Genomic DNA, 18,780 nt, shown 5'->3' on the forward strand with positions numbered 1-18,780 from the left:
GCCCACGCCGCGCCCCTACCCCCCGAGGAGTTTCCGATGACCCCCCTGCACGTCACCCCCGCCCCCGCCTACGGCGACGGCCGCGACTGGACCACCTGGCACGCCATCACCCAATGGCTCGCTTTCATCACGTGGACGCGCACCGGATGGGGGTCCTGGTCGTGACCGCCCGTATCGCACCGCAGGCACCTGTGTGGGTGTCCGACCGGGCCGAACCCTGCCGGTCCTGCGGCACCGAGGTCGTCTGGTGCCGCACCGAGAAGGGCGCGCTGATGCCGGTGGACGCGAAGCCGTCGAAGGCGGGGAACATCGCCGTCTCCCGGGCCGGGTCCGCGCTGCATGCCGGGGTCGTGTCGCCGCGGCAGGCGGACGGCATGCGCGCCGCCGGCAGGCCGGTGTTCCTCGCCCACTTCGCTTCCTGCCCGCATGCGGACCAGTGGAGGAAGAAGTGAGCCGCCCCGCGGCCGTGGGTGACCGGGTCACCGTGCGCCCCGGCGTTTACGCCCACATCACGGCGATCCGCCGCAGCCCGTTCCCGTACGCCGAGCTCACCACCGAGCACGGCGACCGCATCACCATCCCCCTGTCGAAACTGGAGGCCTGACATGGACACCGACTTGATCCACAGCGCAGCGGAAGAGCTCGATCGCAACGACTACCCGCAAGCGGCACACGAGCTACGGGAGATCGCCACTGCGAAAGCAGTAGAAGCCGCCGCCGCCTTCGCGTCTGCCGTGCGCGCGCGCAGGGATGCGGAGACGCTACGTGAGGCGGATCGAATCCTGCGAGGAAGTCCGACTGTCGGCGCCCCGGACGCGAGCAGGGTGCTCCTCGCGGAGTCGGACCGGCTGCTACGGGCGTCGGAGCCTGAATCGGAGTGGTCTCCGGCCGTGGGCCAGTGGGCGCAGACCGTCACCGGGGCGGAGGACTTGGCCATCCCGCGTTGGGTGACCGTCGTCCTCGTGTTGAGTGAAGTGGACGGCGACGGCGAGGTGATCGTCGGGTGGGAGGGCCGGCCCGGCAACGGGGGCCGCACGTTCGGTTCCGTCCACGTGTCCGCGCTGGGCCCGGTGAACCCGCGCGTGTGGGGCCGCGACGACGTAGTTCCCGAGCACGTGGTGGTCCGCGACAGAGGAGGGGCCCTCATGGCCGGAAGCACGGCGCGCGTGATGCCCGGGTATGCCCCCTTCACCGAGGTGTTGGAGGCAGGCCGATGATCGACATCGTCACCGTGCAAGGCGTCGGCGAGAAGGTGGGGCAGCCGCAGTCGCGGATGGCCGAGTACGTCCTCGAGCACCTCAACCACAGCCAGTTTCGAGAGGTGCCGGTCACCGACTACGTCACGGTCGGCCCGGTCGGGGTGAACCCGGGGCCCGCGCTGCAGACCGCGGTCGACCGGGTGAAGGCGTCGACGCTCGACGTCATCGACCGCACCCCCAACCCCGCCGTCCTGGTCGGCTACTCCGGGGGCGCGATGGTGGCGCACCGGGTGGCCGACGAGGTCGGCCGCGGCCTGCATCCGCACCTCGATGTGCGCGGCGTCGTACTCATTGCGGATCCGCTCATGCCCCGCGGCGTCACCCCTGCGGGCTACGGGGTGGCCGGCGACGGGCCGATGAGTCTGACGATGCCGACGAAGTGGCTGTGGGATACGCAGGATCCGATCTGCTGCGCCGGGGACCCGTCCCCGTTGCACACCCTGTCGGATCAGATCATGGCGATGTGCCTGGGCGCGCCGGACGTGTGGGCGCAGGACCTCATCGACAGGCTCCGGTCGGGCCGGTGGCAGCCCACCGCGTGGAACTGGCTCGACCTGTTCGGCACGTTCCGCCGCTACTCGCGGGCGATCGACCAGATGGGCTTCTACCTGACCGGCGGCCACTTCGAGGCGTACCGGTATCGCGGCCACGAGGCCGCGGCGTGGATCCGGCAGGTGACGGCATGAGGCGCATCGCAGCCACCGCAACCACGGTCGCACTCGCCGGTGTCGGCCTGGCCGCCGGCGCCGTGCTCGTCGCCGCGTCGGTCGTCGAGGCCGTCGCGACCCGCCTCGAGGAGGCGGCGTGGTGACCACCTACGAGTGCGGGACCTGTTTCCTGTCGGACGCCGACTTTCCCGCGGGCCGCGATCCGGCGTCGTTCTTCACGCGGCGCGGCGGCGAGCAGTACTGCCTCGTCTGCGCCGAGCTTGTCGACGTGGGAGTCGGCCCGTGAGCCCGGTGACGCCTGCGGACGTCATCGACCGGCATTCCCGCGTGGTCCTGCCGTTCCGCACGGCGGAGGTGGTGTGCGCGTGCGGGTGGCGGGCCGCGCTGGGGGCGAACGTGCACGTGGACGGGAGCCGGCTGTTCGCGGTGCACGTGGCCGGCGAGCTCGAGCGTGCGGGATTGCGGTTGACGGTGGCGCGCGAGTTCGCCGCGGTGACGGCACGGATGGTGCGTCTCGAATTGGTCGCGGGGGAGCTGATGAAGCTGGCGAAGGCCTGGCAGGCGTCGGTCGTCGACTACGAGTTGCGCGCCGAGGACTACGACGCCTGGGCGGCCGCCAACGACCGGGTCGAGGCGGGCTACGAGCTGGAACGCGAGATCAAGAGGTGGACCGATGAATGACGAACGCTACGACGCGCTTGACCGGGCACGAGGGTTCGGCAGGTGCACCGATGGTCACCAGCTGAAGCCGATGGACGACGCCCCTGGCAGCGGGTTCCTGGTGTGCGAGCGGTGCGGCTCCGAGTTCTGGGCAGAGGAGGACGAGGATGCCTGACGATGTGATTGCCCGCGCGGAGCTGGCGATGGACAGCATCTCCGAGGGGCCCTGGCATGTCGATCACCCGACGGGATTCCCGAGCGTCTGGCAGGGCGAGCCACACCGCGATGCGGCATTGGTATGCCCGTCGTCGATGCCCGGCGACGAGGGCGAGGCGAACGCCGCCTTCATCGCTGCAGCACCCGCCCTCGTGCGCGACCTGATGGCTGCGCTACAGGCTGCCCGCGCGACGAACACTCGCCTCAATAAGCGCTGCCAGCTCGCCGACCGTGCCCTCGCGGAGAAGGTCTCGGAGCACGCCGGACGGTCATTCGGGCGGGGTTTGGCGAACTGGGCGGCGACCAAGTACCGGGAGGAACGCGACGAGGCGCGGGCCGAGGTGGACGATGCCCTGGACCAGGCCGCGCTTCGGGAGGCGGCGGCGGACCTGCTCCGCGCTCAACGTGACGAGGCGCTGGAAGAGGCGGAGAGGCTGAGGGAGGGCGATTGGGCGCTGCTCTCGCGAAACCTCTACAACGCCGAGGCTGTGCGTGACGAGGCGCGGTCCGCCATCGCACGGGTGCGGGAGCTGGCGGACGATGCGCCCTGGGTGAAGGTCCACGCGGGCGGCGGGAACATGGTCGACCAAAAGCGACTCGTCCCTGCGGGTGACCTCCTCCGCGCCCTGGACGGTGATGTCGGTGCTGCCTGACGACCCGGATTACGAGGAGTGGCGGCGGCTGTTCCGTCTGCCGGACATCGGCGCGGAGATCCGGCGCGAGGAGGCCTTGCGTGCCCGGCGCGAGTTTCAGCACGACCTCGCGGAGACAGTATCCGCGTTCTGGGATGCGCTGCGGCCCGTAGTGGCGAGCACCCTCGTGGCGGTCGAGTACGCGGCGCGGGCGGTCGGTTTCGAGCCGCCGCCGTCCGGTACGCGGCGTGACTTCGGGGGTGCGTCGTGAGCCCGGAGCATTGGCCGGGTGATGCCGGCGACCTTCTCGCTGCCGACCCGTACGGCGTCGTCGCTGACCGGCTGTGGGCCGCGATCGTCCGCACGCTCGGTCTCCTCGAGGATGCGCTGGGCCTGCCGATGGGGACCGTGCTCGGCGAGGTGGACGCGTCCGGGTGGGTGCGGGAGGTGCTCGATGGGCTCTGAACCACGCACCTGGGTGCTCGTCGCCGAGCTGCGCAAGCCGCCGATGACCGCGAACGAGCAGAGGCGCGCCACCTGGCGGACGATGCGCGCGGCGAAGTACGAGGCCGGCCAGCTTGTCTGGGCGCTCGCCAAGCGGGCCAGGGTGCCGCGGCTGCGCCGCGCGCGGGTCGACGTCGTCTGGCACGCCCCCACCCGCACCCGCCGCGACGCCGACGCGCTCGGCCCGTTCCTCAAGGCCACGCTCGACGGCCTCGTGCAGGCCGGCGTGCTCGGCGATGACGACTACCGGCACGTGCCCCGCGTCGGGTTGGGCGTCGAGATCGACCGGGCCCGGCCGCGCATCGAGATCACCATCACCGAACTAGGAGCCCCGGAGTGACGGAAGAGGAGATCGACGCCCTCGTCGACGCCCAGCTCGCTCAAGAGCCGTCCGGCTACGACCACAATCTGGGCCAGCCGGAGTGCCCGCATTGCGGCGACGACTTCCACGGGCTCGCGGTGACGGAGCGGATGCGGCAGATGCGGAGCTTCGGCGAGGTCGACCCGGGCTACCGGTATGACGAGGACACTTCGCCGGTGGTGTGCCCGGGATCGCTGTTCATCGGACCACCCCCGCCGCCAACGCTCGACCCTCTCGAGTTGCTATTCGGCCGACTCCTGGCTCACGCCGACAGTGTGCCGGCCGAACGCGCCGCAGCAGTCCGTCTTCCGTCACGCGGCATCGAGCGAGTCTCCGAGGCGCTGCGCGCCTACACCCGATGGTCGCAGCGCGTGCTCCTCGGTGTGGGCGAAGGCACCGAGTCACGGATCCACGCCCCGTGGCTCGCGGGCAGCCGTGAGGTCATCGAACACGATGACGTGCCCGACGCCCCACTCATCCCCGAGCGCGCCCCGCAGCGCGCCCTCCCCTCCGCCCTCGCCCACGATGGCACCCCGGATCCGCCTGGCCGGCCGCCGGTGCCGCGCCCGTCCACCCGCCCACCGATGTGGGCCCACGACCCCACACGCAGCCGAAGGAGCCGCAATGTCTGACCGACCCGTGATCGTTGTCGATGTCGAGACGACGGGGCTCGACCCCGCCAAGCACACCGTGGTGGAGCTCGCCGCCGTCGACCTGGGCACCGGTGACCACAGGGTGATCGTCCCCGGACTGCGCAAGGAGGACCTGGCCGCGGCGTCGCCGCGCGCGTGGACGGTGAACAAGTATTTCGAGCGGCGGGTGTATGAGCAGGCGATGGGCAAGTCGGCGCTCAATGACGCGCTGTGCGAGCTGTTCGGCTGGCTAGACGGGGCGACGTTGGCCGGCTGCAATCCGGCGTTCGACGCGGCGTTCCTGGCCGCGCTGTTTGCGGACCGGTGCGACGAAGGCGTACCGACGTGGCATCACCGGCTCGCGGATCTGTCCACGCTCACCGCGGCCGCGCTGCAGAAGGACCCGCTGAAGCTGCCGGGGCTCGACGTCTGCTGCGCGTGGTGGGGCGTGACGAACCAGGCGCCGCACACGGCGCTCGGCGACGCCCAGGCGACGGCCGAGTGCCTGCGCATGCTGCGCGCGCACTGCGATGACCGCGGGTCGGTCAGTCCCGACTACGAGGGCCACCAGCCGGCGCCGGAGCGGTACTCGGCGTCGGCGGCCGCGGAGGCGCGGCTGTGATGCCCACCCCGGCCGGGCCCCGCGCCCCACCACTACGCACCCGCCGTGTCCTGCGCATTGTCCTGTTTCGTCCCGCCAGTTGAGGAGACCCGTACGTGTTCTTCCAGATCGACGACCAGCTGACGAACTCCCGCAAACATCGGGAGCTCGCCGAGCAGGCGATGGCCGGGGATCTGCGCGGGCCGGCCGCGATCGGCCTGTGGACGATGTGCGGCGCCCAGTGCCAAGCCTCGCTCACCGACGGGGTCGTGTCCCGGCAGGACGCTGTCCGGGTCTTCCTCGCCCCCCAGGTGGTCGACGACTGCGCGGCTCTGCTCGTGCAGGTAGGCCTGTGGCATGCACCCGGACATGACTGCGCGCGGTGCGTGCAGCCTCCTGCCGACGCGTGGGTCTTCCACGACTGGTTCGACCTCGGCTACGACCGGGCCGACCAGGTGACGGTCACCCGCCGCAAACGGCGGGAGCTGAAGGACCAGAAGCTCATCAACGCCGTGTGGGCGCGCGACTGCGTCGACCCGGCCACGCCGACGACTGCCAAGTGCCGCTACTGCTCCGTGGTGGTCAACAGGAAGGACACCCGCTCAAAAGGCGGGCGCCGTCCGCACCTCGATCACGTCGACCCCACCCGGGCCGACGGCGCGAGGAACATTGTGATCGCCTGCGAGGACTGCAATCGCAGGAAGGGCAACCGCACGCCGGAGCAGGCCGACATGGTGCTGCTCGATCCGCCGCGCGGTGACGTCGGCTCGCCGCGGACCGTGGAGCCACCACGGCCCGCACCCGCGGGCCCGGCACCGACAGCTGCGCCGGGAGGCGCCGCTATTCGCCCCGCCGCCGCCAGCGGCGCCAGGCACGAAGTCGTCTCGCCGCTGGGAAGCGCCGCGGAGACGCACGGCTCGCCGCTGGGAGGCGACGCAGAGCCCACCCCCGCGCCGGCCAGGCGCGCCGGGAACACCGAAGTCGTCTCGCCGGGTCATGCCGACGCAGAGACGCACAACGAGGTCTCGCCGGGTGAAGCCGACGCGGAGACCACAGGCTCGCCGGCCGCCGCCGACGCAGAGCCAACACCGCGTGCCGCAGCCAGCGGCGCGCACCACGAGAAGGTCTCGCCGGGTCATGCCGCCGCGGAGACTGTCCACCGCATCTCGCCGGACGCGTCCGACGCTGAGATGCCCGACCGCGTCGGGCCCGTGCCCGCCCGGAGGGACTCGCCGGCCACGGCCGCCGCAGAGTCCCCCGGGGTGGGCACGGCCCCGACCACACCACCACTCGGCGCGGACCAGGCGCCGACCACGGGCCGACCACGCGCGACCACGCGCGGTCGCACCCCAGGTCAACCACCATCACCACCTGCAACCACGACCGGACCACGCGCCGACCACGACCCGGACCACGCAAACGAAGGTGTGCCCGCACGCGCGACGTACGCGCGCGTGGGCCAGGCAGGGTCAGGGCAGGGGTTGGGTTGGGGTCCGGGGAAGGGCCACGGCACGGCGGGGTCACCGCCTGCTGGTCCACCTGCCCGGTCTCGCCGTCGTCGCAGGGGTCGTGGCCGCGGTCCCCGCCCGTCCACTCCACCTGCCGTTCCCTCACCAGCCTCTCCGCCCACCCCCGGACACCAGCCCTCACCACCACCTGCACCCGAACCTGCCGATGCCCGATGGGATGCCGGCCACGCCCCCGACGTCCCCACGCCGGGCCGGTTCGGTTCGCCGTGGCACGGCTGGCACGGACCGCCGTCGACGGTCACCGAAACCACCTGCCCCGATCACGATCTGCCCGAACCATGCCGCCGCTGCGCCGCTACGACTGGAGACGCCGATGCCTGACCCGACCGTCACCGACACCGATGGGTTCTTCCTCGACCGCCCGGGCCAGCAGGAGCTCCGCGGGCTGCTCGAGCAGATCCCGGGCCTCGTCGAGGACCTGGCCGTGACCGTGACCCGGCAAGACCGGGTGCGCTCCGGTGGCCGCGGCCGCTCGGGCCGCCTCGACGCCAGCCCGATGCCCGTGAACCTGCACGCCGTGGAAATGCGCGACGAGCTGCACGCCGTGCTGGCCGGGTGGGTGCGCCGCACCTGCGAGGCACGGCAGCTCACCTACGACGGGACCGGGGATCTGCTGGGTGTGGCACGGTGGCTGCGCCGGTGGCTGATCGCCGTGGCGCTGACCGACGGCGCCGACGACGTCGTCGCGCAGGTGGCCGCCGCGATGCGCCGGTGCCGCCGCGCCGTGGACCTGCCGCCCGAAGACGGCGTGCAGCTCGACGACCGGCAGGTGCAGCGGGCGCGGATGCTCACGTTCAGCAGGCAGGGCATCCGGGACATGTGCCGGCAGATCGGCGGGGACGCGCGCGGTGTGACGAAGCGGCGCCTCGAAACGCTCATCGACGGTGGCCATGTGGTGCCGGTGCGGGTGATCCGGGTGGGCCGGGATCAGACGGACATCTACCGGCTCGGCGATGTGCTCGACGCGCACGCTGCCGTGCCGCAACGCACCCGCGCGTCCGGGTAGTGCCCCTTACGTGCGGGCTCGTGCTACGCTCAGCGCGTAGCGCGAGGTGAATGTTCACCCCGCGCTTTCGTGTTCTTCCCGCGTCACGCCGGTGCTCAGTCGGAGTGGATGACGGTCAAGCTCGGCCCATGACCCCGTTGATGAATCGGGTGAGGTCGTGCTGCGCGGGAGCAAGCTCCCTCGGCTGCACTCCTTTCTGGGTAGTCATTCGAGCTGCACCCCGCATGGCAAATAAGCTGGGGCGCAGCCGAGGGAACCTACGCCTCGCCCCGGCGACCACCGTGCCCCCGCTCTGAACCCATGGCGGGGGCACGCGCACGTCGGCCTTCCCCGTTCGCGGCCGGGTGCGCGCTGGTGCGGCGAGGTTCGGCCCGTGGCCTGAGGAGGCGGTCGTCGTGATCGAGATCGTGTCGTTCGGGTTCGACCGCGGGCCGCGGCCACACGCCGACGTGGTGTGCGACTGCCGGCGGTTGCCGAACCCGCACGACGTGCCGGGTCTGCGCCCGCGCGATGGGCGCAGCGCCCAGGTGAAGGACTGGCTCCTCGGCCACGACGCGGTGACTCGGTACATCGACGAGCAGGCCCGGTGCATCGCGCAGCGCGCTGCGCGCGGTGACGTCGCGGTGGCCGTCGGGTGCAGCGCCGGGCGGCACCGGTCGGTCGTGGTCGCCGAGGCGCTGGCCGAGCAGCTCGCCGATGAGCACACCGCGCTTCTGCGGCATGCCGCTCTCGGCGCGGCCACGGCCAAGCGCACGGCGGGCCGCGGCAAGACGTCGGAGCGCGGCCTTGGGTGGAGGCACCAGCAGCAACGCGACCGGCTCCTCAAGGGGCACGTCGACGGTGCACCGTGCTGGTGGTGCGGGGCGCCGATGTTCCGTGACGGCAGCGCGAACCCGGACGGCAAGCCGCTGGCCGCGGACCATGAGCAGTCGCGGCGCGACGGCGGGGCGCTGGCGACCCGGCTGCTGCACTCGTCGTGCAACGCGGCACGGGGCGCGGGGGACCGTGATGACGCGCGCCCGGCGGCGCGCGCGGTGGGCCGCGTGGTGGCGCCGCGGCGGCTGGCGATGGCGTGGCCGACCTGACCGACGGCATTACCGCTGGTCACAGACCTGCGCTGCGTATCGGTGCAGGTCAGAGACCCGCGAGTAATCGTCGTACGTAGGGGGTCCCCGGAAATATCTGGGGCCCCGTCCCCTGACCCACCCACCGACGTCACGAGTCAGATTTCCCTCGACGGCGAAAAAATCGGGAGGCGGTGAGCGGTGAACGACGGGGCGGGCACGGACCTGCGGGCGGGCTTCCAGCCGGAGCAGATGTCCGAGCGCGGACGGCACTTGTGGGATGCGCTGGCCCCCGGGTTCAAGGTGGACGCCGGGCGGCTGGTACTGCTCGCCGAGGCGTGCCGGCTGGTCGCCTCGCTCGACCAGCTGGACCGGCTGATCTCCGGCGAAGTCAGCGCATGGGCGCAGATCGACGCGCCGGACGGCGACGGCGAGTACGTGCTGCGTATCGACGGTGCGCTGTCGGAGCGCCGGTCGGTGATGGGCGTGCTGCGGCTGACGATCCGCCAGCTCGAGACGGAGGAGACGACCAGCGAGGGAGGTGGGTTGCTCGATGCGCTCGCCGCAGCCCGAGCTGAGCGGCTGGCAACAGCCCCGGTTTCGTAACGTCCCCGACTACGTCGACTCGCTGGCCGACGAGGTGCTCGACCTGGCGGCAGTGGTGGGGCGCGTGCAGATCCCCTGGCAGATCGACGCGACCACCGACTTCATGGGCGTCGGCCGCGACGGCCGGTGGGCGGCGTCGAAGTGCGCGATCCTGTGCGCCCGGCAGAACGGCAAGAACGGGATCGCCGAGAACATGGAGCTCGGCTGGCTGGTGCTCGAGCCGGGCGTGCGGATCCTGCACACCGCCCACGAGATGCCGGCGGCGATCAACTCCATGAACAAGCTCGTGCAGCTGCTCGAGGCGCACCCGGACTTGCGGGCGATGATCCCCCGTGGCGGCGTGCGCCGACGCGGCGGCGAGGAGGGCATCAAGCTGCGGAACGGGTCGTCGATCATGTTCCGCACCCGCACCGACAGCGTCGCCCGGTCGTTCAGCTTCGACCGGGTCGTGATCGACGAGGCGATGATCTACTCTCCCGAGTCGCGCAACGCGATCGCGGCGACGATGACGACCGGCAAGAACCCGCAGACGATCTACCTTGGCAGCGCGCCGAACTTCCTCGAGCATCCGAACTGTGAGATTTGGTCCTCGATCATCCGGGCCGGCCGTAGCGGCGCGGACCCGACGCTGGCGTACATCGAGTACTCGGCGCCGGAGGACGCCGACCCTGGCGCGCAGGATTCGATCCTGCGGGCGAACCCGTCGACCGGATACCTGACGTCCTTCGGCTATCTGCACGGCGAGTTCGAGTCGGCGCGGGCGCTCGGCGAGTCCGGGATCGCCGGGTACAAGGTCGAACGGCTGTCGATCCCGGTGTTCCCGCCGGACCCGGAAGAGGCCGCGGCGCACGAACCGATCGCGGACATGACCTGCTGGGACGCGGGTGAGATCGGGGAGTCTTTCTCTCCCCCCGTCACCGGCGCGTCGGCGTTGGGCGTGGCCCGGGACTGGGGCGGCGAAATGACCGCGGTCGTGTCCGCGGCGTTCTGCGAAGACGAGAGCGTGCACCTGGAGGTGGGCGCCGCGGGGGCGCCGAATACGCACGCCGATGTCGAGTTCCTGGCGGGAGCGGTGGACCTGCAGGATCCGGTGGCCGTGGCGATGGACGCGAAGTCGCCGACCACCGTGCTCGAGCCGGGGCTGTTGCTTAAGGGCATCGAAGCGGTGAAGTCGTCGGCCGGCGAGATGGGGCAGGCGTGCTTGATGCTCGTCACCTGGATCGCCGAGGGACGGATCACCCATTCGGGGGACCCGCTGCTCACCGAGCCGCTCGCGCTGGTGAAGAAACGACCGATCGGGACGACGGGCGCGTGGGGCCTGGACTGGCGGTGCGAGGCGAACATCGCGCCGCTCGTCGCAGCGGCGCTCGCCCTGTGGGCGCTGGTCACCCGGTCGGCGCAGGCGCCGGATCCGCAGCCGCCCGCGCCCGCAGGAATCGACGACCACACGACCACTACCGCCTGGGACAGCGACGACGAAGCGGCGGGTACGAGCTTCCTCGCCACGGCGGGGTTCTGACGAGAGGAGATGGGCTGTGGCAGAAGCGACCGCACCGGCGCCTCTCTCCGAGATCGGCTACGCGGCCGGCGGCAACGGAAGCGCATCGTCGATTGACGACGAGACGACCCCGGAGCTGCGCTGGCCGGCGAACCTGCCGGTCTACAACCGGATGCGCCGTGAGGACGCGCAGGTGATCTCCGTGCTGCGGGCGATCACCTTGCCGCTCAAGCGCACCGTGTGGCGGGTCGATCCGAACGGCGCGCGCGACGAAGTCGTGCAGCACGTCGCCGACGACTTGAACCTGCCGATCGTCGGCCAGCCGGAGCGGAACACCGGACGGACGCGTGGCCGGTTCTCGTGGAACGAGCACCTCGATCAGGCGCTCCTGATGATGCCGTACGGGCACATGTTCTTCGAGCAGGTGTATCGGATCGACGAGGCGAACCGGGTGCGTCTGCGCAAGCTGGCGCCGCGCATGCCCCTGTCGATACAGGAGATCGAAGTCGCGCGCGACGGCGGACTCGAGTGGATCGAGCAGACCCGCGATATGCGGGCCGTCACGGGGCGTCGCGTGCGGATCCCGGTGTCCCGTCTCGTCGCGTACGTCTGCGACAAGGAAGGCGCCGACTGGACTGGCAACAGCGTTCTGCGCCAGTGCTACGCGCCGTGGATGATCAAGAACGCGATGCTTCGCCTGGCGCCGCAGGTCGTGCAGCGGAACGGCATGGGCGTGCCGATCTACGAGGCTCCGGCCGGCGCCTCGGATGCGGACATTGCGAAGGGCCGCAAGATGGCCTCCGACTTTCAGGCTGGCCGGCGCGCGGGCGGCGCCGTGCCGTCGGGGGCCAAGCTGAGCCTGTTGGGGATCAGTGGGAACCTGCCGGATCCGATGCCGCTCATCGTCTACTCGGACGCGCAGATCGGGAAGTCGGTGCTTGCGCACTTCCTCAACCTCGACGGTAAGGGCGGTTCCTACGCGCTGGCGGGCACGCAGGCTGACGCGTTCGTGCAGTCGCTGCAGACCCGCGCCGCCTACATCCAGTCGGTCGCGAACGCGCACATCGTCGAGGACCTTGTCGACGTGAACTTCGGGCTCGACGAGCGGGCGCCGCGCCTGGTGTTCGACGAGATCGGTGCCCGGCACGCGGCCACGGCCGAGGCGCTCAAGGCTCTGCGGGACGGGGGCCTGATCTTCCCGGACCGTCCGCTCGAGGAGTTCCTGCGTCAGATGTACGGGCTGCCCCCGATGGCGTTGCCGCCAGAACCCGGGACGTCCGGGCGGGAATCGACAACCCCTTCGGAGGGAGACGAATCGTGACGAAAACGTGGTGCCGTATCAACGCGGCCACCAAGGACGCCCCGCCGGAGATCTTCATCTACGACGTCATCGGGTCCTGGTTCAGAGACACCGACGCGGCGACGATCGCCCAGCAGATCAAGGACCTCGACGCCGACGAGCTGCGGGTCCGCATCAACAGCCCCGGCGGCGACGCCTTCGACGGAATCGCGATCTTCAACGCCCTGCGGGCGAATGACGCGCGGGTGACCGTGGTGGTCGACGGACTGGCTGCCTCGGCGGCGTCGGTGATCGCGATGGCCGGTGACGTGATCGTGATGGGCCCCGGATCGCAGTTGATGATTCACGAGCCCTGGCTGTTCACCGAAGGCAGCGCAGGCGATCTGCGCAAGGACGCCGACCGGCTCGACAAGCTGGCCACCTCGATCACTTCGATCTATGCGGCGCGCGCGGGCGGTGACGTCGATCAGTGGCGCGAGCTCGTCGCCGACGAGACGTGGTTCACCGCAGACGAGGCGGTCGACGCGGGACTCGCTGACCGGGTCGACAGCTCTGCTGCCCCCGATGCGCGCGCCCGGGCGGGCGCGTGGTCGATGAAGAACTTCCGCTTCGCTGGGCGTGAGCACGCGCCGGCGCCGCGGATCCCCTCGGCCGAGGCGGTCGAGGTTCCCGAGAGGAAAGGGGGCGTCATGCCCACCCTGATGGAGGACCTGCGTCAGCGCCTCGGTACTGCCGAGGATGCCGACGAGAAGACAGTGCTGGCCGCGTTGGACGAGGCGCTCGCTGAGCAGGCCGGAGACGGTGCCGGCGGCCTCAGCCTGGGCGTCGTCGCGACCGGCGGCGGCGGAGGCGGTGGCGGCGCCGTCGTCGGAAAGCTGGACCTGGCCGCAGAGATGGAGAAGCGCGGCATGGTCGCGGTCGACTCGGAGACGCTCGAGCAGCTGCGCGCCGGGGCGGAGGCGGGCGCTGCGGCGCGCGCACGGCAGGAGCAGGCCGAGCGCGAAGCGCTGGTCGACGCGAAGATCCAGTCCGGCGCGGTGCCGCCTGCCCGTCGCGACCACTGGATCGCGGCGTTCGCCGGGGATCCGGAGGGCGTACGCGAGGCGCTCGCGGCGATGCCTGACGGCCTGATCCCGCTCGCGGAGATCGGGCACGCAGGCGAGCCGGAGGAGCCGGCGGCCGACATCCGCGAGTCCGCCGAGTACAAGAGCTGGGAGTGCTGACATGTCAGGAATCAACGTCAAGTTCAAGACGGGGCCGATCACCTTTGAGGCAGAGGCGAAGGTGACCGGCGGGCAGGTTGTCGTGCCGGGCACGGCGGCCCGCACGATCAAGCCGGCGGCGGCGGGGGCGGCGAACGTGCTGGGCGTGGCCCTCACCGACGCCGCACCCGAAGGCGCGTCGACGAACTTCGTGGCGGTACCGACGCACGCCGCGGTGGCCACGTGCCCCGCGGTCGTGCCGATCGCATCGGACGGTACCGCGGCCGCCGGTGACCTGGTGGTCGCCGACGCGGACGGCGCGGTGAAGAAGTCCGCGGGAACCGAGACGGTCGGCGAGATCGTCGGCCGAGTCATCGAGAAGAAGTCGGACACCGCCAACACGGTGCTGGTCCGGCTGGGCATCTGAGGAGAGCAACTGCCATGACGAAGAGCATCGTGTCCATCTTCGATGGGCCCCAGGTCACCGTCTCCCAGCTGCTCGGCAGCCCGACGGTCATCCCCACCCGCGTGGTCGAGCTGGTCCGGAACAACCTGCTGGTCGAGGCGATCTTCCGCAACGGAGGCAAGCCCGCGAGCCCGGTCGTCCAGTTCACGAAGTCGGCGCCTGTGTTCCTCGACGGAGGCCCGGAGGTCGTCGGCGAGTTCGGCGAGATCCCCGTGTTCGGGTCCGATGAGGCCGAGCCGGACTTCGCTGTCGGCCACAAGATCGCGCTCGGCGTGCGCGTGTCGCGTGAGATGCGGGACTTCAATCAGCTCGACCGCGTCAACAAGCAGGTGCGGGCGGCGTCGAACACCGTCATCCGCTCGAACGAGAAGTCGCTGCAGGCCGCGCTCACTGGCGCGTCGCTGCAGTCGGTCGCGGCCACCGACGAGTGGTCGGCGTCGGCGGGCACGCCCCGCCACGACATCGCGGCCGCGATAGAGAAGGTCAACGGCGCCGTGTTCGACGGAGACTCCGAGCAGCCGCTCGGCTACCTGGCCGACAGCATCGTCGTCAACCCTGCGGTGCTGCCGGCGCTGATGGACTCCTCCGAGTTCAAGGGGCTGTTCACCGGCAACATCGCTGACCAGAACATCGCCTACACCGGCGTGCTGCCGTCCAGCCTGATGGGCATGACGGTGTTCACCTCGCGGTTCTGGCCGAAGACCAAGGCGCTCGTTCTGCAGCGCGGGATCACCGGGTTCTACGCGGACCCGCGGCCGATGGAGGCCACCGGAATGTATGGCGAGGGCGGCGGGCCGAACGGCGGGCCGACCGAGTCGTGGCGTTCCGACGTCTCCCAGATCCGCGCGGTCGGCGTGGACGAGCCGCTCTCGGCCTGCTGGATCAGCGGCATCGCAGCGTGAGGGTGGTGGCCTGACAATGCCGAAGTACAAGGTGCTGGCAGAGCAGTGGGATCGTCGGTTGTCGTCGGCCGCGGAGGCGCCGGTGTTCCAGCGTCACCGGGCCGGCGACGTCGTCGAGATCTCCAAGGCCGAGGGCGAGCGGCATGCGCGCCGGGGAGTCGTCAAGGCTGTGCGCCGGGCTTCCGCGACGTCGGAAGCCGCCGCAGATCCGGTCCCGGTGGCCGAGCCCGCCGGGACGCAGGACGGTGCCGCCGAGGAAGTGGCCGAACCCGAGGGCGCAGAGGCGGGGCCCGAGCGTCCGCGGATGACGGCGACCCGGGACACGTGGGCCGAGTACGCGCTCGCCCGCGGCCTGCCCATCGAGCAGGTGGCGGAGATGGACCGGGACGCGTTGATCGCGGCCCTGTCGTGATCGGAGACTGACAGTGGCAGCGTTCGCGACCGTCGAGCAGCTTGTGGCGCAGTGGCGTCCACTCAAGGCGACGGAGAAGGTGCGGGCCGAGAAGCTGCTGGACATGGCGGCGGTGCTGATCCGCCGGCACGTGACGGTCGTGCCGGGCTCGGAAGACGAGTCGACGGCGCGGCAGGTGTCGCTCGAAATGGTGCGCGCGGCGCTGCTGCCCGGCGTGCACGAGGGTAAGTCGTCGTACTCGGATACTGCGGGTGACGTGGTCGAGTCGGCGACGCTGCTGAATCCGGCGGCGACTTTGCGGTTCACTCGCGATCAGAAGGATCTGTTCGGTGTGGGGACCGCGTCCGCCCCGCAGTGGTTCTTCGGGGATTGCTGATGTACGACTACTTCGGCGTCGCGGTCGTGTGGCCGGTGCAGCGTGAGGAGCGGTACGGCGCCGCGGTGTGGGTGTACGACGAGGTCGTGCCGGGTGTGCAGGTCAGCCCCGTCGACTTCGGCGTCGAGGTGCAGATGCTCGGCGCATCCGAGGAAGTCACCGGCGGCGGCGGTCAGCAGGCGCAGGACGCATACCGGCAGGCGGTGCGGACTGGGTACCGGATCGTCTCCCCGCCGGGCACGCACATCGACGTCGCACCCCAGTGCCGGGTGCGGGTGCCGGGCATCGGGGATCTCGACGTGGTCGGCGATCCGGACCAACGTCTCCATCCCCGCGTCGGGCACACCACGATCCGCTGTGAGAGGAAGGTGGGCTGATGGGCGTCGACGTGCACGACGTGTTCGAGCAGGCCAACCAGTCCGACGAGTTGCGTGCCGCGGTGCGCCAGCGTGCCACGAACATGGTGCAGCGGGCGCGCCGCATCGACGCGAAGGAGACGGATTCGCGCAACGAGTTCCACCTCGCCGAGGAGTTCCGAAGGGATGGACGGTACGTCGTCAACGTCCATTCGTCGGATGTGGAGGGCGAGTACGGGACGTCGCGGGCCAAGCGGATGCGGATCCTGCGCCGGGCGATGGGAGGCCGGTGATGGGCGACAGGGACCTGCTGGCGTTCGTCATCGACCTGCTGACGGACTGCCTGCCCGATGCGGTGGTAGCGGATCGGCTGCCGCCGCTGCAGCAGCTCGAGGACGCGCTTCCAGTGGTGCTCGTCGATGAGCCGCCGGGGGAGGACCCGATCGTTCCGTGGGGCGGTGTTGCTCCGATCATCGACAACTCGGCGTTCGACGTCGAAGTGTTCGCCCCGTCGCTGGCGGCGACGAAGCCTCTCACCCGCATCATCCGGGACGTGATGTTCTCGCTGCCGCAGGTGGCCGCATCCCCGGTGACGCGGGTGTCGATGCCGTCCGGCTGGGCGACAAGGCCGGACTTCAATCCGCGTGTGCGCCGCGTGGGAGCCGAGTTTTCTCTCGACGCGCACGCCTGACTGTCCCTGCTCGGCGCTCGTCGAGCCAATCCGACAAGCAAGCCCCGGCCCATCTGGCCGGGGCTGTGTCATCCCCACGTGAGGAGTGATCAGACATGGCCGAGCAGGCTGTCCTGGAAGGCTTCAACAAGAAGAACACGACCGTCGCGAAGACCGGCGCGGTACGGCTGGCCGGTGTCGGCGTCGCGCCGTCGACGACGATCGGGCCGTACGACAAGTCGGTGCACCGCAACGTCGGCTACATCAGCCCGGACGGCATCGAGCTGTCGTTCGACGAGGAGTCGAACGAGTTCATCCCGTGGCAGGAGGTCGTCGCGATCCGCAAGGATCTGACCAAGTCGGTCAAGTCGATCAAGCTGGTGCTGTGGGAGATCTCCCGCGAGAACATCGCCTACTTCCTCGGCGTCGACCCCGCCGCCATCGTCGCGGGCCAGGACGGTGAGTTCTACTTCGACGAGGCCGGGCTGCCTGAGTTCGCCCACTACCAGCTGAACCTCGACATCATCGACGGAATCCGCAAGGTGCGGCTGATCGGCTTCGACACGCAGGTGTCCGCGCGCGGCGCGATCAAGTTCGTCAACTCGGATCTGTTCAGCCTCGAGGTGACGATCAGCTTCTTCCCGGCGTCGGCCACCGACTACCCGGATCTGGCGGGCAAGACGTGCCGGTGGATCTTTGGCGGCTTCGACACGGACGCGTCGACCCAGCCGGGAGCACTCGAGGTGCTGACCACGAACCTGGCTGACGCCACCACCGGCACCGCCTACTCGCGGTCTCTCACCGCGTCGGGTGGCACGGCGCCGTACTCGTGGGCGGTGACGACCGGGACGCTGCCGGACGGGCTGACCTTGTCGTCGGCGGGCGAGATCGCCGGCACCCCGACCACGGCGGGCGCCGAGACGTTCACCGTGACGGTCACCGATTCGGCGACCACCCCGGCGACGGCAACCAAGGAGCTCACCCTCACCGTCTCCTGACCGAGACGCCCTCGACCGGGCGGCGGCGGGTCGTCAGGCCCCCGCCGCCGCCCGACCTATCTATTCGGCCTGACGTTCGGAAGGGAAGGCCTGACATGCCCGGAATCAACGTGGAGGAACTTTACGCCCAGCGCGCCGAGGCGACCGGTGTCGACGGTGATCGGATCCCGTTCGACTTCGCCGGCCGTACGTGGACGTTCCGCGATCCGCAGACGCTGACTGACGAGGAGAAGGAGGAGATCTCCGAGATCGACTTCGACCCCGACATGGCCGCCTGGTACATGGGCGACGACCAGTACGCCGAGTTCGTGGCCGCGACGGCGACGATCGAGGGCGCCGACGGCAAGCAGCTCGAGATCCAGGGCGGCTCGGGCATCTTCCTGCTCGCCTTCCAGGAGCACATGTCGCGAGTGCGTGACGCGGTGGAGACGCGCCCTACACGAGCCTCGACGTCCTCGCGCCGTCGCCGGAGGCGGTAGAGGCCGCCTGCGAGCAGACGTACGGCTGGGACGTGGTCGCCGCGTTTCACCGCGGCGACATCACGCTGCGCAAGCTGCGGGTCCTGGTCAAGTATCTGCCGCAGGAATCGCCCGTCTACTGGCGGCGCACTGATGACCGCCCGTACGACCTAAAGACCGACCTGGCCTGGCAGACGCTGTGGGTTCTGCTCGGCCTGCTCGTGACCACGAGGAAGGCGTACGGCGACAAGTCGGCGGAGATGCCTTCCGACGACATGCCCCGCTTCCCGTGGTCGGAGCTCGTCCGCGCGAACCAGTCGAAGCTCGGACACGTTCCGCCGGAGCTGGCGGAGCAGGCGCAAGCCTGGCTCGATTCCCTGTGACCGTTCTCGTCGTGAGGTGGT

At 70.5% G+C, this 18,780-nt stretch carries 32 protein-coding genes; 31 read left to right on the forward strand and 1 reads right to left on the reverse strand.

Translation table 11 applies throughout. The features are described from left to right. The first annotated feature begins 36 nt into the window (after positions 1-36). The 15 genes from H4F70_RS20795 to H4F70_RS06495 are packed head-to-tail and all read left to right on the forward strand — an operon-like array spanning position 37 to position 5,554. On the forward strand, positions 37-165 hold the full coding sequence (locus H4F70_RS20795; protein ID WP_268968361.1) for a hypothetical protein: 129 nt from the start codon (positions 37-39) through the stop codon (positions 163-165). Further along, entirely contained in the window at positions 162-452 is a 291-nt protein-coding gene (locus tag H4F70_RS06435) for a hypothetical protein (RefSeq protein WP_182359516.1), read from the forward strand. The genes H4F70_RS20795 and H4F70_RS06435 overlap by 4 nt, the downstream gene beginning before the upstream one ends. After that, positions 449-604: a hypothetical protein gene (locus H4F70_RS06440; RefSeq protein WP_182359518.1), complete on the forward strand. Its 156-nt coding sequence runs from the start codon at positions 449-451 to the stop codon at positions 602-604. The genes H4F70_RS06435 and H4F70_RS06440 overlap by 4 nt, the downstream gene beginning before the upstream one ends. A gap of 1 nt (position 605) precedes the next feature. Beyond that, positions 606-1,217, forward strand: a complete 612-nt coding sequence (locus H4F70_RS06445) for a hypothetical protein (RefSeq protein WP_182359520.1) — start codon at positions 606-608, stop codon at positions 1,215-1,217. After that, entirely contained in the window at positions 1,214-1,945 is a 732-nt protein-coding gene (locus H4F70_RS06450; protein WP_182359522.1) for an alpha/beta hydrolase family protein, read from the forward strand. Before H4F70_RS06445 ends, H4F70_RS06450 begins: the two co-directional genes overlap by 4 nt. Next, positions 1,942-2,070: a hypothetical protein gene (locus H4F70_RS20800; protein WP_268968334.1), complete on the forward strand. Its 129-nt coding sequence runs from the start codon at positions 1,942-1,944 to the stop codon at positions 2,068-2,070. The genes H4F70_RS06450 and H4F70_RS20800 overlap by 4 nt, the downstream gene beginning before the upstream one ends. Further along, on the forward strand, positions 2,067-2,213 hold the full coding sequence (locus H4F70_RS06455; protein WP_182359524.1) for a hypothetical protein: 147 nt from the start codon (positions 2,067-2,069) through the stop codon (positions 2,211-2,213). Before H4F70_RS20800 ends, H4F70_RS06455 begins: the two co-directional genes overlap by 4 nt. Beyond that, on the forward strand, positions 2,210-2,608 hold the full coding sequence (locus H4F70_RS06460) for a hypothetical protein (RefSeq protein WP_182359526.1): 399 nt from the start codon (positions 2,210-2,212) through the stop codon (positions 2,606-2,608). The genes H4F70_RS06455 and H4F70_RS06460 overlap by 4 nt, the downstream gene beginning before the upstream one ends. Then, the gene (locus H4F70_RS06465; protein ID WP_182359528.1) at positions 2,601-2,762 is read left to right on the forward strand and encodes a hypothetical protein; all 162 of its coding nucleotides are present in this window, start codon (positions 2,601-2,603) and stop codon (positions 2,760-2,762) included. Before H4F70_RS06460 ends, H4F70_RS06465 begins: the two co-directional genes overlap by 8 nt. Further along, a complete protein-coding gene (locus H4F70_RS06470) occupies positions 2,755-3,456 on the forward strand; it encodes a hypothetical protein (RefSeq protein ID WP_182359529.1) in 702 nt (233 codons plus the stop codon). Before H4F70_RS06465 ends, H4F70_RS06470 begins: the two co-directional genes overlap by 8 nt. After that, a complete protein-coding gene (locus H4F70_RS06475; protein WP_182359531.1) occupies positions 3,446-3,706 on the forward strand; it encodes a hypothetical protein in 261 nt (86 codons plus the stop codon). The genes H4F70_RS06470 and H4F70_RS06475 overlap by 11 nt, the downstream gene beginning before the upstream one ends. Beyond that, the gene (locus H4F70_RS06480; protein WP_182359533.1) at positions 3,703-3,900 is read left to right on the forward strand and encodes a hypothetical protein; all 198 of its coding nucleotides are present in this window, start codon (positions 3,703-3,705) and stop codon (positions 3,898-3,900) included. Before H4F70_RS06475 ends, H4F70_RS06480 begins: the two co-directional genes overlap by 4 nt. Beyond that, entirely contained in the window at positions 3,890-4,279 is a 390-nt protein-coding gene (locus H4F70_RS06485) for a RusA family crossover junction endodeoxyribonuclease (protein WP_182359535.1), read from the forward strand. The genes H4F70_RS06480 and H4F70_RS06485 overlap by 11 nt, the downstream gene beginning before the upstream one ends. Further along, entirely contained in the window at positions 4,276-4,932 is a 657-nt protein-coding gene (locus H4F70_RS06490) for a hypothetical protein (RefSeq protein ID WP_182359537.1), read from the forward strand. The genes H4F70_RS06485 and H4F70_RS06490 overlap by 4 nt, the downstream gene beginning before the upstream one ends. After that, on the forward strand, positions 4,925-5,554 hold the full coding sequence (locus H4F70_RS06495) for a 3'-5' exonuclease (RefSeq protein ID WP_182359539.1): 630 nt from the start codon (positions 4,925-4,927) through the stop codon (positions 5,552-5,554). Before H4F70_RS06490 ends, H4F70_RS06495 begins: the two co-directional genes overlap by 8 nt. Positions 5,555-5,586: 32 nt before the next feature. On the opposite strand, the gene H4F70_RS06500 is transcribed toward H4F70_RS06495, so the two are convergent. Next, positions 5,587-5,892: a hypothetical protein gene (locus tag H4F70_RS06500; RefSeq protein WP_182359541.1), complete on the reverse strand. Its 306-nt coding sequence runs from the start codon at positions 5,890-5,892 to the stop codon at positions 5,587-5,589. Positions 5,893-7,375: 1,483 nt separating this feature from the next. On the opposite strand from H4F70_RS06500, the gene H4F70_RS06505 reads away from it, so the two are divergent. The 16 genes from H4F70_RS06505 (at position 7,376) to H4F70_RS06580 (ending at position 18,759) form a co-directional block, all read left to right on the forward strand. Then, on the forward strand, positions 7,376-8,068 hold the full coding sequence (locus H4F70_RS06505; RefSeq protein WP_182359543.1) for a hypothetical protein: 693 nt from the start codon (positions 7,376-7,378) through the stop codon (positions 8,066-8,068). 395 nt (positions 8,069-8,463) lie between these two features. Next, the gene (locus tag H4F70_RS06510) at positions 8,464-9,153 is read left to right on the forward strand and encodes a RapZ C-terminal domain-containing protein (protein WP_182359545.1); all 690 of its coding nucleotides are present in this window, start codon (positions 8,464-8,466) and stop codon (positions 9,151-9,153) included. A gap of 180 nt (positions 9,154-9,333) precedes the next feature. Then, positions 9,334-9,738, forward strand: coding sequence for a hypothetical protein (locus H4F70_RS06515; RefSeq protein WP_182359547.1), 405 nt, complete (start codon positions 9,334-9,336; stop codon positions 9,736-9,738). Next, on the forward strand, positions 9,686-11,257 hold the full coding sequence (locus H4F70_RS06520; RefSeq protein WP_182359549.1) for a hypothetical protein: 1,572 nt from the start codon (positions 9,686-9,688) through the stop codon (positions 11,255-11,257). The genes H4F70_RS06515 and H4F70_RS06520 overlap by 53 nt, the downstream gene beginning before the upstream one ends. Before the next feature lie 16 nt (positions 11,258-11,273). Then, positions 11,274-12,557, forward strand: a complete 1,284-nt coding sequence (locus tag H4F70_RS06525; RefSeq protein ID WP_182359551.1) for a phage portal protein family protein — start codon at positions 11,274-11,276, stop codon at positions 12,555-12,557. After that, on the forward strand, positions 12,554-13,759 hold the full coding sequence (locus H4F70_RS06530; RefSeq protein ID WP_182359553.1) for a head maturation protease, ClpP-related: 1,206 nt from the start codon (positions 12,554-12,556) through the stop codon (positions 13,757-13,759). Before H4F70_RS06525 ends, H4F70_RS06530 begins: the two co-directional genes overlap by 4 nt. Before the next feature lies 1 nt (position 13,760). After that, positions 13,761-14,165: a capsid cement protein gene (locus H4F70_RS06535; protein WP_182359555.1), complete on the forward strand. Its 405-nt coding sequence runs from the start codon at positions 13,761-13,763 to the stop codon at positions 14,163-14,165. A gap of 14 nt (positions 14,166-14,179) precedes the next feature. Then, positions 14,180-15,106: a phage major capsid protein gene (locus H4F70_RS06540; RefSeq protein WP_182359557.1), complete on the forward strand. Its 927-nt coding sequence runs from the start codon at positions 14,180-14,182 to the stop codon at positions 15,104-15,106. Positions 15,107-15,122: 16 nt separating this feature from the next. Then, positions 15,123-15,518, forward strand: coding sequence for a hypothetical protein (locus H4F70_RS06545; protein WP_182359559.1), 396 nt, complete (start codon positions 15,123-15,125; stop codon positions 15,516-15,518). 13 nt (positions 15,519-15,531) lie between these two features. Next, positions 15,532-15,894 (forward strand): hypothetical protein, encoded by a 363-nt coding sequence (locus H4F70_RS06550; protein WP_182359561.1) that lies wholly within the window; start codon positions 15,532-15,534, stop codon positions 15,892-15,894. After that, positions 15,894-16,271 (forward strand): hypothetical protein, encoded by a 378-nt coding sequence (locus H4F70_RS06555; RefSeq protein ID WP_182359563.1) that lies wholly within the window; start codon positions 15,894-15,896, stop codon positions 16,269-16,271. Before H4F70_RS06550 ends, H4F70_RS06555 begins: the two co-directional genes overlap by 1 nt. Further along, positions 16,271-16,543 (forward strand): hypothetical protein, encoded by a 273-nt coding sequence (locus H4F70_RS06560; protein WP_182359565.1) that lies wholly within the window; start codon positions 16,271-16,273, stop codon positions 16,541-16,543. Before H4F70_RS06555 ends, H4F70_RS06560 begins: the two co-directional genes overlap by 1 nt. Continuing rightward, positions 16,543-16,941, forward strand: a complete 399-nt coding sequence (locus tag H4F70_RS06565) for a hypothetical protein (protein WP_182359566.1) — start codon at positions 16,543-16,545, stop codon at positions 16,939-16,941. The genes H4F70_RS06560 and H4F70_RS06565 overlap by 1 nt, the downstream gene beginning before the upstream one ends. A gap of 95 nt (positions 16,942-17,036) precedes the next feature. Further along, positions 17,037-17,918 (forward strand): Ig domain-containing protein, encoded by an 882-nt coding sequence (locus H4F70_RS06570; protein ID WP_182359568.1) that lies wholly within the window; start codon positions 17,037-17,039, stop codon positions 17,916-17,918. A 95-nt stretch (positions 17,919-18,013) separates the two neighbouring features. Next, positions 18,014-18,397 carry a hypothetical protein gene (locus H4F70_RS06575; RefSeq protein WP_182359570.1) on the forward strand — a complete coding sequence of 128 codons (384 nt, stop codon included), beginning with the start codon at positions 18,014-18,016 and terminating at the stop codon, positions 18,395-18,397. 32 nt (positions 18,398-18,429) lie between these two features. Next, the gene (locus H4F70_RS06580) at positions 18,430-18,759 is read left to right on the forward strand and encodes a hypothetical protein (protein WP_182359571.1); all 330 of its coding nucleotides are present in this window, start codon (positions 18,430-18,432) and stop codon (positions 18,757-18,759) included. Positions 18,760-18,780 lie beyond the last annotated feature (21 nt).

This window comes from Tomitella gaofuii (genome assembly GCF_014126825.1).
Lineage (GTDB): Bacteria > Actinomycetota > Actinomycetes > Mycobacteriales > Mycobacteriaceae > Tomitella > Tomitella gaofuii.